The organism is Sphingomonas sp. (genome assembly GCF_026460985.1).
GTDB lineage: Bacteria > Pseudomonadota > Alphaproteobacteria > Sphingomonadales > Sphingomonadaceae > Sphingomonas.
In genome coordinates, this window is record NZ_JAPKNM010000085.1 from 37,579 (window position 1) to 48,368 (window position 10,790).

At 69.0% G+C, this 10,790-nt stretch carries 7 protein-coding genes; 2 read left to right on the forward strand and 5 right to left on the reverse strand.

What is annotated here, in order from left to right; translation table 11 throughout:
- Nucleotides 1-145: 145 nt before the first annotated feature.
- From MT490_RS14205 to MT490_RS14215, 3 genes are all read right to left on the reverse strand, one after another.
- On the reverse strand, nt 146-1,495 hold the full coding sequence (locus MT490_RS14205; RefSeq protein WP_297388965.1) for a HAMP domain-containing sensor histidine kinase: 1,350 nt from the start codon (nt 1,493-1,495) through the stop codon (nt 146-148).
- A gap of 106 nt (nt 1,496-1,601) precedes the next feature.
- Nucleotides 1,602-2,270, reverse strand: a complete 669-nt coding sequence (locus MT490_RS14210; protein WP_029937243.1) for a response regulator transcription factor — start codon at nt 2,268-2,270, stop codon at nt 1,602-1,604.
- Between the two features lie 36 nt (nt 2,271-2,306).
- A complete protein-coding gene (locus tag MT490_RS14215) occupies nt 2,307-2,651 on the reverse strand; it encodes a hypothetical protein (RefSeq protein ID WP_297388955.1) in 345 nt (114 codons plus the stop codon).
- A 74-nt stretch (nt 2,652-2,725) separates the two neighbouring features.
- Between MT490_RS14215 and MT490_RS14220 the strand changes: the two genes are divergently transcribed.
- Complete coding sequence (locus MT490_RS14220; RefSeq protein ID WP_297388958.1) at nt 2,726-4,504, forward strand: ATP-binding cassette domain-containing protein; 1,779 nt, start codon at nt 2,726-2,728, stop codon at nt 4,502-4,504.
- Nucleotides 4,505-4,756: 252 nt separating this feature from the next.
- Here MT490_RS14220 and MT490_RS14225 read toward each other — a convergent pair whose 3' ends face one another.
- A complete protein-coding gene (locus MT490_RS14225; protein WP_297388959.1) occupies nt 4,757-5,566 on the reverse strand; it encodes an ATP-binding protein in 810 nt (269 codons plus the stop codon).
- A gap of 152 nt (nt 5,567-5,718) precedes the next feature.
- A complete protein-coding gene (gene mutS / locus MT490_RS14230; protein ID WP_297388968.1) occupies nt 5,719-8,301 on the reverse strand; it encodes a DNA mismatch repair protein MutS in 2,583 nt (860 codons plus the stop codon).
- A gap of 128 nt (nt 8,302-8,429) precedes the next feature.
- On the opposite strand from mutS, the gene MT490_RS14235 reads away from it, so the two are divergent.
- Nucleotides 8,430-10,688, forward strand: a complete 2,259-nt coding sequence (locus tag MT490_RS14235) for an NADP-dependent malic enzyme (RefSeq protein WP_297388963.1) — start codon at nt 8,430-8,432, stop codon at nt 10,686-10,688.
- The last annotated feature ends 102 nt before the right edge of the window (nt 10,689-10,790 follow it).

The window sequence follows — 10,790 nt, forward strand, 5'->3', positions numbered from 1 at the left end:
GGCGCCGAAGGCGTCGGAGGGGGAGGTAAGTAGCACCCTCTCCAATGGAGTGCAGTGCTTCCGCCCCCTCCGTCACGCTGCGCGTGCCACCTCCCCCTGGCGGGGGAGGATTGAAAGTCCTCGCTCGCCTGAATGTCGATCCGTCCTAGCTCGCCGCCGGCAGTCTCAGCCGCACCAGCAGGCCGCCCAGGTCCTCGCTCTCCTCCAGGCTGACGGTGCCGTCGTAGATCTCCGCCACGTCGCGGACGATCGCCAGACCGAGCCCGGTCCCCGGCTTGCCCGAATCGAGCCGGACGCCGCGGTCGAAGATGCGGATGCGGTCGGCCTCGGGAATGCCGCGGCCGTCGTCCTCGACGAGGATCTCGACGAATCCGGCCTCGACCCGCGCCGTGACGAACACGCTGCCGCCGCCGTATTTGGCGGCGTTCTCGACGAGGTTGCCGAGCAGGTCGTCCAGGTCCTGGCGCTCGATATGCGCGACGAGGTCCTTCTGGCCGTCCACATCGATCCGCACCGCGGGATAGAGCCGGGCGACGGCGCGCTCGACCGCCTCGACCGACGGCCATACCGCCGCGCGGCTGTGCGCGCTGCCGCGGCGGCCGACCGCGCGGGCACGGGCGAGGTGGTGGTCGATCTGGCGGCGCATCGTCCGCGCCTCGCGGATCACCGTGGGGGCGAGGTCGTCCTGCCCCGCCGCCGCGGCGTTCATGATCACGCTGAGCGGGGTCTTGAGCGCATGGGCGAGATTGCCGGCGTGGCGTCGCGCCTCCTCGGCCTGGCGGTCGTTATGCTCGACCAGCGCGTTCAACTCCTCGACCATCGGCGCGATCTCGGCCGGCATGCGGTCCTCGATTCGCCGAGACGTGCCGGCGCGCAGCCGGGCGATCTCCTTGCGCACCTTCCGGAGCGGCAGGAGGCCGTACCAGGTCTGGAGGCCCACCATCACGATCAGCCCGAGGCCGAGCAGCACGAAGCTGCGCACCAGGGTCCGTCGCAAGGTCGCGATCTGCGCGTCGAGTCCGTCGCGGCTCTGCGCCACCTGGAACTTCCAGCGCACCGGCGAGCCGGGCAGCTTCAGGTCGCGCTCGGCGATCCGCAGCATCTGGTTGTTCGGATCGTTGGGATCGCGATCGGGGCGCGGGGTCTTGTCGACGAATTCGTCGCTGTCGTAGATGTGGAGCTCGCGATCGTCGTGGCGCTGGTTGACGCGAAGCTTGCGGTCCCAGAGCGAACGCGAGGGGAACGGCTCGAAGCCGGCGCCGCTGATCTGCCAATAGGCGCCCGAGCCGGGCTCGAGGAAGCGCTGATCGGCGAGCTCGCGGTTGAGCACCACCTCGCCGCCCGGCCCCAACTCGGCCGAGACGATCATCGAGGTCAGCAGATAATCGAGCTGCTCGTCGAAATTGCGCGTGATCGCGGTGGTGAGCACGCGATCGAGCGCGACGCCGCCGCCCAGCAGCAGGATCATGATCCACGCGCTCGCGATCAGGATCATGCGCCGGCTCACCGAGCCGGTCGCGCGCGGGGCATAGTTCCGTGGCTGCGGCTCGGGGCCTGCGTCGTTCACGGGGGACGGGACGCTGTCCCCGGCTTCGGCCATGTCAGGCGTCCGCGGGTTCCTCGAGGCTGTAGCCGAGGCCCCGGATGGTGGTGATCACGTCGGCGCCCAGCTTCTTGCGGATGCGCGTCACGAAGACCTCGATCGTGTTCGAATCGCGATCGAAATCCTGGTCGTAGATATGCTCGATCAGCTCGGTGCGGCTGACGACCTTGCCCTTGTGGTGGAGCAGGTAGCTGAGCAGTTTATATTCCTGCGCGGTGAGCTTCACCGGCTCGCCGGCTTTGGTGACCTTGCCGCTGCGGGTGTCGAGGCGGATGTCGCCCGCGATCAGCTCGGCCGAGGCGTTGCCCGAGGCGCGGCGGATCAGCGCGCGGAGGCGTGCGATCAGCTCCTCGGTCTGGAAGGGCTTGGCGACATAATCGTCGGCGCCGGCGTCGAGCCCGGCGACCTTGTCGGACCAGCTGTCGCGCGCGGTGAGCACGAGGACGGGCGTGGTCTTGCCTTCCTTGCGCCAGCGATCGAGCACGGTGAGCCCGTCGATCTCGGGCAGGCCGAGATCGAGGATCACCGCGTCATATTGCTCGGTCGAGCCGAGGAAATGCCCTTCCTCGCCATCGGTGGCGAGGTCGACCGCATAGCCCGCGCCCTCGAGCGCGTTGCGGAGCTGCTGTCCGAGATTGGGTTCGTCCTCGACGATCAATAGTCGCATGCTTCAGTCCCTGTACCCTTGCGCGTCGATGCGCGCTCAATTGCCGGTGCGTCGAATGATGTTGCCCGTGCGCCCGTCCGCATCCACCCAGATCACCGATCCATTGCGCAGGAACTTGAGCGTGTAAATGTCCGTCGCGGGATCATAGTCGAATCCGAGATATTGCGCCCCCGGCATGCGGGGGACGACACGGCGCTCGATCTCGCGAACGGGGAGATTCTGCCCCTTCAGCCGACGCTGGCTGGCGGCTTCCTGGTTGCTGTCCTGGGCCTCGCCGAGCACGCGTGCGTCGGCGCTGCCGACCAACGACATCGCTGCCACGCATGCGCACAATACGAGTTTCGCCGGCATCTTCATCCGCATGGCATAGGGGTCGGCCATTGAATAGCCCCTGAACACGCGTGTCAGCACCGTGTAACTTGCGGCGCCCGCGCGAGACCCCTAGGTGGCCGCCCATGGCTGCACCTGTACTTGCATATGAGGGCCTCGGACTGGTCCAGGGTTCCGGCTGGCTGTTCCGCGGGCTCGACCTCTATATCGGCGAGCGCGATCGCCTCGCGCTGATCGGGCGCAACGGCGCGGGCAAGTCGACCTTGCTGCGGCTGATTGCCGGCCGCATCGATTGCGACGAGGGCCGCCGCACGATCCAGCCGGGCACGCATGTCGTGCTGCTCGAACAGGATCCGCAGGTGGCGGGCTTCGCGACCCTGCTCGATTTCGTGCTCGCGGGCGACGACGCGCCCGAACGCTACGAAGCCGAGGCGATCGCCGGCCAGCTCGGCATCGACCTGGGCCGCGACGCCGCTACCGCCTCGGGCGGCGAGCGCCGCCGCGCCGCGATCGCCCGCGCGCTCGCGCAGAATCCCGACGTGCTGCTGATGGACGAGCCGACCAATCATCTCGACATCGCCGCGATCGACTGGCTCGAGAGCTGGCTCAGCCGCTACAATGGCGCCTTCATCGCGATCAGCCACGACCGCACCTTCCTCACCCGGCTGACCCGGCAGACGCTGTGGCTCGATCGCGGGACGATCCGCCGCGCCGAGATCGGCTTCGGCGGATTCGAGGCGTGGACGGAAACCGTCTATGCCGAGGAGGAGCGCAACGCCCAGCGGCTCGATGCCAAGCTGAAGATCGAGGAGCATTGGCTCCTGCGCGGCGTCACCGGCCGGCGGCGGCGCAACCAGGGCCGGCTCGCGAAACTGAAGGAGATGCGCGCCGAGCGCGCCGCGATGATGGGGCCGCAGGGCGCCGCGAGGCTCCAGATCGGCAGCGACGATGCGCAGACCAAGGTGGTGATCGACGCCAAGAACGTCACCAAGCGCTTCGGCGAGCGGACCATCATCAAGGACCTGACGCTGCGCGTCACCAAGGGCGACCGGATCGGCGTGGTCGGCAAGAACGGCGCGGGCAAGACGACCCTGCTCAAGCTGCTCACCGGCGAGCTCGCGCCCGACGAAGGCAGCGTGCGGCTGGCCAAGACGATCGACGAAGTAATCATCGACCAGCAGCGCAGCCTGATGGACCCGGCCAAGACGGTGCGCGACGTGCTCACCCAGGGCGGCGAGTGGATCGACGTGCTCGGGGTCAAGAAGCACATCCATGGCTATTTGAAGGAGTTCCTGTTCGAGCCGGGCCTGGCCGATGCGAAGATCGGCACGCTCTCGGGCGGCGAGCGCTCGCGGCTGCTGCTCGCGCGCGAGTTCGCGCGCCCGTCGAACCTGCTGGTGCTCGACGAGCCGACCAACGATCTCGACCTCGAGACGCTCGACCTGCTCCAGGAAGTCATCGCCGATTACGAAGGCACGGTGCTGATCGTCAGCCACGACCGCGACTTCCTCGACCGCACCGTGACGGTGACGCTCGGGCTCGACGGCAGCGGCAAGGTCGATGTCGTCGCGGGCGGCTATGCCGATTGGGAGGCGCGGAGAACGCCGCGTGCGGAGCCGAAAAAGGCCGCGCCGAAGCCGGTTGCGGCGGAGACGCTCAAGGCGAAGGCGACCAAGCTCAGCTACAAGGACCAGCGCGACTACGACCTGCTGCCGAAGCGGATCGAGGAAATCGAGGCGCAGATCGCGAAGGACGAGGCGGCGCTTGCCGATCCCGATCTCTACGCGCGCGATCCGGCCAGGTTCGCGACGCTCAGCGACGGCATCGGCAAGCTGCGCGAGGAGAAGGACGAGGCCGAGATGCGCTGGCTCGAGCTTGCCGAGCAGGTCGAGGCGCTGGGGTAGATCGGATCGACATACAGTTTCCCCTCCCTTTTAGGGAGGGGATCAAGGGGTGGGTAGCGACGGGCGAGGCTCGATGCCTCGGCCGACGCTTCTTGGCTGGGCGACGAGTCTTTTAGGCGCGCAGACGCGCGCGCGCACCCATGATCGGGTGAACAGCGCCCCGCGCTGTTCAGGCCATGCCGGGGGCATGGCCGACCCGATCATCCCTCCCTGCAAGCAGGGAGGGGCGTGTTTGCGGCGACCGCATCACCGCTACAAAGACTTGCCCGAGCGCCCCGCGAGATCGACGACATATTGCCAGGCGACCCGTCCCGATCGGCTGCCGCGCCGCGTCGCCCAGTTGATCGCCTCGGCCGGATCGAAATCCAGGCCGTGCGCCTCGGCATAGCCGCGGACGATGTCGACATAGGTGTCCTGGTCGATCGCGTGGAAGCCGAGGCTCAGCCCGAAGCGGTCGGCGAGAGCGAGGCTGTCGTCGACCGAATCGCGCGGATTGATCGCGCTCGCCTGCTCGGCGATGTCGCGCGGGATCAGGTGGCGGCGGTTCGAGGTGACGATCAGCCGTGTGTTGGGCGGGCGGGCCTCGGCGCCGCCCTCGAGCAGCGAGCGCAGCGCGCGCGCGTCGCCCGCGGCGTCGAAGCCGAGATCGTCGAGGAAGATCACGAAGGGTCGCGCGGAGGCGGCGAGCAGCGCGAACAATTCGGGCAGCGCGTCGAGATGCTGGGTGACGGCTTCGACGAGCGCCAGCTCGCCGCCTTTGGCCTGCACCGCGGCGACCGCGCTCTTGACCAAGGCCGACTTGCCGGTTCCGCGCGCGCCCCAGAGCAATACGTCCTGCGCGGCATGGCCCCCCGCCAGCCGCTCCAGATTGGCGACGAGCGCGTCGCGCTGCGGCTCGACTCCGCGCAGCATCTCCAGCGGCAGCGGCGCGAAGGCGCGCGCGGCGGCGAGGCTGTGGCCGCGCCAGACATAAGCGGGGTGCGCGAGCGGATCGGCAGGCGGTGCCGGCGGCGGCGCGAGCCGGTCGAGCGCGTCGGCGATGCGGGTCATGGGGTCGGTCATCGCGGGGGCTATAGGGCAAATTCGGGCGGAGTGGAGCCGTCTCCGTTCCTACACCTACCGTTCGCCCTGAGCTTGTCGAAGGGCAGTCCTTACTGTGCCCGGCGGACTGAGGAAGAACGGTGCTTCGACAAGCTCAGCACGAACGGGAAGAGCTATGCCCCGCCCGCCGCCAGCCCCTTCAGCCGGTAGAGCGCCTCCAGCGCATCGCGCGGGCTGAGCGCATCCACGTCGAGCGCTTCGAGCTCCGCCCGCAGCGCATCGACCTGCGCCTCTTCATGCTCGGCCGCGGCGGCGAAGAGCGGCAAATCGTCGAGCCCCGCCGCGATCCCGCCGGTCTTGGCACGGCCCGCCTCGAGCTTGTCGAGCACCGCCTTGGCGCGCTTGATCGTCAGCGGGGGCAGGCCGGCGAGGCGCGCGACGGCGAGGCCGTAGCTGCGGTCGGCGGGGCCTTCGGCGACTTCGTGGAGCAGGACGAGCTCGCCCTTCCATTCGCGCGCGCGGACATTGTGGAGCGTCAGCGCGTCGCAGCGCTCGGCGAGGCGGGTGAGCTCGTGATAATGCGTCGCGAACAGACAGCGGCAGCGATTGTCCTCGTGGATCGCCTCGACCACCGCCCAGGCGATGGCGAGCCCGTCATAGGTCGAGGTGCCGCGGCCGACCTCGTCGAGGATCACGAAGCTGCGCGGAGTCGCCTGGGCGAGGATCGCCGCAGTCTCGACCATCTCGACCATGAAGGTCGAGCGGCCGCGCGCGAGATTGTCCGATGCGCCGACGCGGCTGAACAGCCGGTCGACCAGCCCCAGGGTCGCGCGTGTCGCGGGGACATAGCTGCCGGCCTGGGCGAGCACCGCGATCAGCGCGTTCTGGCGCAGGAAAGTCGATTTGCCGCCCATGTTCGGTCCGGTGACCAGCCAGAGCCGCGAATCCTCCGAAAGTTTGCAGTCGTTGGCGACGAAGCGTCCGCCGGCACGTGCGACCGCGTCCTCGACTACCGGGTGGCGCCCGCCCTCGATCTCGAAACAGGCATGGTCGACCAAAGCCGGGCGCGCCCAGCCGCCCTCGGCGGCGCGCTCGGCGAGCGCGGCGGAAACGTCGATCCGGGCGAGCGCGTCGGCGGTGGCGGCGATGGTCTCGCGGCGTTCGAGCGCCTTGCCGGTCAGCTCCTCGAGATGCGCCGCCTCGGCGGTGAGCGCATGCGCGCCGGCCTGGGTGACCTTCAATGCGACGTCGTGGAGGTCGGGGGCGTTGAAGCGCACCACCCCGGCGAGCGTCTGGCGATGCGTGAAGCCGCTGTCGGGCTTCATCAGCGGATCGGCGGCGCGCGCCGGCACCTCGATATGATAGCCGAGCACGCCGTTGTGGCGGATCTTGAGCGCGGAGATGCCGGTGCGGGCGCGATATTCGGCCTCGAGCGCGGCGATCGCGCGGCGGCCGCCGGCGCCGGCGTCGCGCAGATCGTCGAGCGCGGCGTCATAGCCCTCGGCGATATAGCCGCCGTTCGAGGTGTCGATCGGCGGTTCGGGGACGAGCGCGCGGGCGAGCAGGTCGATCAGCGCGCCGTGCCCGCGCAATTGCGGCACCAGGGCGGCGAGCAAGGGCGGCGGCGTGCCGATCGCGTCGAGCCGCTCGCCCAACCGCCACGCGCCGTCGAGCCCGTCGCGCAGCTGGCCGAGATCGCGCGGGGAGCCACGCCCCGCCGCGAGCCGACCGAGCGCGCGGCCGATATCGGGGAGTGCCCTGAGCGCGCCGCGGACCATGTCGCGCAGCCCGGCATCGTCGTGGAAGCGCTGGACCAAGTCGAGCCGCGCCTCGATCCCTGTGCGGTCCATCAGCGGCGCGGCCACGTCCTGTCCCAACAGCCGTGCGCCGGCGCCGGTGACGGTGCGGTCGACCGCGTCGAGCAGGCTGCCTTTCCGCGCGCCCGACTGGCTGACGGTGAGCTCGAGGCTCTCGCGCGTCGCGGCGTCGATCGCCATCGCCGCGTCGGTGCGGCTGAGGCGCGGCGGGCGGAGGAAGGGGAGCGAGCCCTTGGCGGTATGCTCGAGATAGGCGACGAGCCCGCCCGCCGCGGCGAGGCCTGGGCGCGAGAAGCTGCCGAAGCCGTCGAGCGTTGCGACGCCGAACAGCCGCTTGAGCCGCGCCTCGCCGCCCGCGCTGTCGAAATCCACCTTGGGCCGCGTCGCGGTGCCGAGGTCGGGGAAGGCGGTGCCGTCGCAGACGATCGTCTCGGCGGGGTTGAGCCGGGCGATCTCGGCGCCGACGCGGTCGGCGTCGGTCTCGATGACCTCGAACCGTCCCGTCGAGATGTCGGCACAGGCGATCGCCACCCCGGTCGCCGCCTCGCCGATCGCGACGCACCAATTGGCGCTGCGGCTGTCGAGCAAGGCCTCTTCGGTCAGCGTGCCCGCGGTCACCACGCGGATGATCGCGCGGTTGACCAAAGCCTTCGAGCCCATGCGCTTCTTCGCCTGCTCGGGCGTCTCGGTCTGCTCGGCGATGGCGACGCGGTGCCCCGCCTTGATCAGCCGCGCGAGATAGCCGTCCATCGCATGCGCGGGCACGCCGCACATCGGGATGCGCTCGCCGTCATGCTCGCCGCGCGCGGTGAGCGCGATGTCGAGGCAGGCGCTGGCGATCCTGGCGTCGTCGAAGAACAATTCGAAGAAGTCGCCCATGCGATAGAAGAGCAGGCAGTCCTCAGCCTCGACCTTGAGGGCGAGATACTGCGCCATCATCGGAGTGGGGGCCGTGGAGGACATGCGCGGCCCGGGTTAGCCGAACGGTTCCGACGATCAACTCCCGGGCCGGGTTTTCTTGGGGACAAGTCGCCCCTAAAGGGGGCTCCGACAGGAGAGCGACGCACATGTCTGAGGAATCGAAGGTCCAGTTTTCGGAGCGCGAGGCGCTGCTCTATCACTCCGAGGGCCGGCCGGGGAAAATCGAGATCATCGCCTCGAAGCCGATGGCGACGCAGCGCGACCTCGCGCTTGCCTATTCGCCCGGTGTTGCGGTGCCGGTGCGCGCGATCGCCGAGGATCCGGCGCTCGCCTATGACTATACCGCCAAGGGCAATCTGGTCGCGGTGATCTCGAACGGCACGGCGATCCTGGGCCTCGGCAATCTCGGCGCGCTGGCGTCCAAGCCGGTGATGGAAGGCAAGGCGGTGCTGTTCAAGCGCTTCGCCGACGTCGATTCGATCGACCTCGAGCTGAAGACCGAGGATGTCGACCGCTTCATCGACGCAGTCGAGCTGATGGAACCGAGCTTCGGCGGGATCAACCTCGAGGACATCAAGTCCCCCGAATGCTTCGTGATCGAGCAGACCCTTCGGGAACGCATGAACATCCCGGTGTTCCACGACGACCAGCACGGCACCGCGATCATCGCCGCCGCCGGGCTGATCAACGCGCTCCACCTGACCGGGCGCGAGTTCAAGACCACCAAGGTGGTGATGCTCGGCGCCGGCGCCGCGGCGATCGCCTGCGCCGAACTGATCAAGGCAATGGGGCTGCCGCACGACAATCTGCTGATGCTCGACCTGACCGGGGTGATCTATCAGGGCCGGCAGGAGCATATGAACCAGTGGAAGTCGGCGCATGCCGTCGCCACCGAGAAGCGCACCCTCGCCGACGCGCTGGACGGCGCCGATGTGTTCGTGGGGCTCGCCTCGGCCAATTCGCTGTCGCCCGAACTGCTCAAGACGATGGCGCCCAATCCGATCGTCTTCGCGATGGCCAACCCGGACCCCGAGATCAGTCCGCCGCTCGCCAAGGCCGCGCGCCCCGACGCGATCATCGCCACCGGCCGCTCGGATTATCCGAACCAGGTCAACAACGTGCTCGGCTTCCCGTTCATCTTCCGCGGCGCGCTCGACGTGCACGCGACGACGATCAACGACGCGATGAAGATCGCCGCGGCGCGTTCGCTCGCCGAGCTCGCCCGCCAGCAGGTGCCCGAGGAAGTCGCCGCGGCCTACGGCGTCCAGCACAGCTTCGGTCCCGAATACATCATCCCCGCGCCGTTCGACCCGCGGCTGATGGAGGAAGTGCCCGCCGCCGTCGCGCGCGCCGCGATGGATTCGGGAGTCGCGACCAAGCCGATCGAGGATTTCGCCGCCTATCGCCAGTCACTCCGCGCCCGGCTCAACCCGACCACCTCGGTGCTCACGCTCGCCTATGAGGGCGCGCGCGCCAATCCCAAGCGCGTGATCTTCGCCGAGGGCGAGGAGGAAGTCGTGCTGCGCGCGGCGATCGCGTTCAAGGAAGGCGGATACGGCACGCCGGTGTTGGTCGGCCGCGAATCGGTGCACGAACGGCTCCAGAAGCTCGGCGCGAACCCCGCGGATTTCGAGCTGCACAACAGCGTCAACTCGCCGCTGGTGCCCAGGATGGTCGAGTTCCTCTACCAGCGGCTCCAGCGCCGCGGCTATCTGCGCCGCGACATCGAGCGGATCGTCAACCGCGACCGCAACATCTTCGGCGCTTTGCTGCTCCAGCTCGGCGAGGCCGATGCGATGATCACCGGCGTCACGCGCACCTATGCCGAGACGATGCGCCAGGTGAAGCGCGTGATCGACTATGAGGAAGGCCGCACTGCCTTCGGCATCCACGTCCTGGTCGGCCAGTCGCACACGGTGTTCATCGCCGACACCACGGTCAACGAGCGCCCGAACGCCGAGGAGCTCGCCGCGATCGCCGAGGGCACCGCGCAGGTCGCGCGCCGCATGGGCCACGAGCCGCGCGTGGCGTTCCTCAGCTATTCGAACTTCGGCAATCCCGAAGGCCGCTGGCTCGACAATGTCCGCGGCGCGATCAAGCTGCTCGACGAGCGCGAGACCCAGTTCGAATATGAAGGCGAGATGTCGCCCGACGTCGCGCTCAACCCGCGCCAGATGGCGAAATATCCGTTCGCGCGGCTTTCGGGCCCGGCGAACGTGCTGATCATGCCGGGGCTCCAATCGGCCAACATCTCGGCCAAGCTGCTGCGCGAGCTGGGCGGCGATTCGACGATCGGGCCGATGCTGATCGGCATGGAGAAGCCGGTCCAGATCGCGCCGATGACCGCGAGCGCGAGCGAGCTGGTGACGCTGGCAGTGCTCGCCGCGGGGGGCATCGCGCGCTAGGTCGGATCGACATTCAGGCGAGCGAGGCGTTTCAATCCTCCCCCGCCAGGGGGAGGTGGCACGCGCAGCGTGACGGAGGGGGCGGAACCACTGCGCTCAATT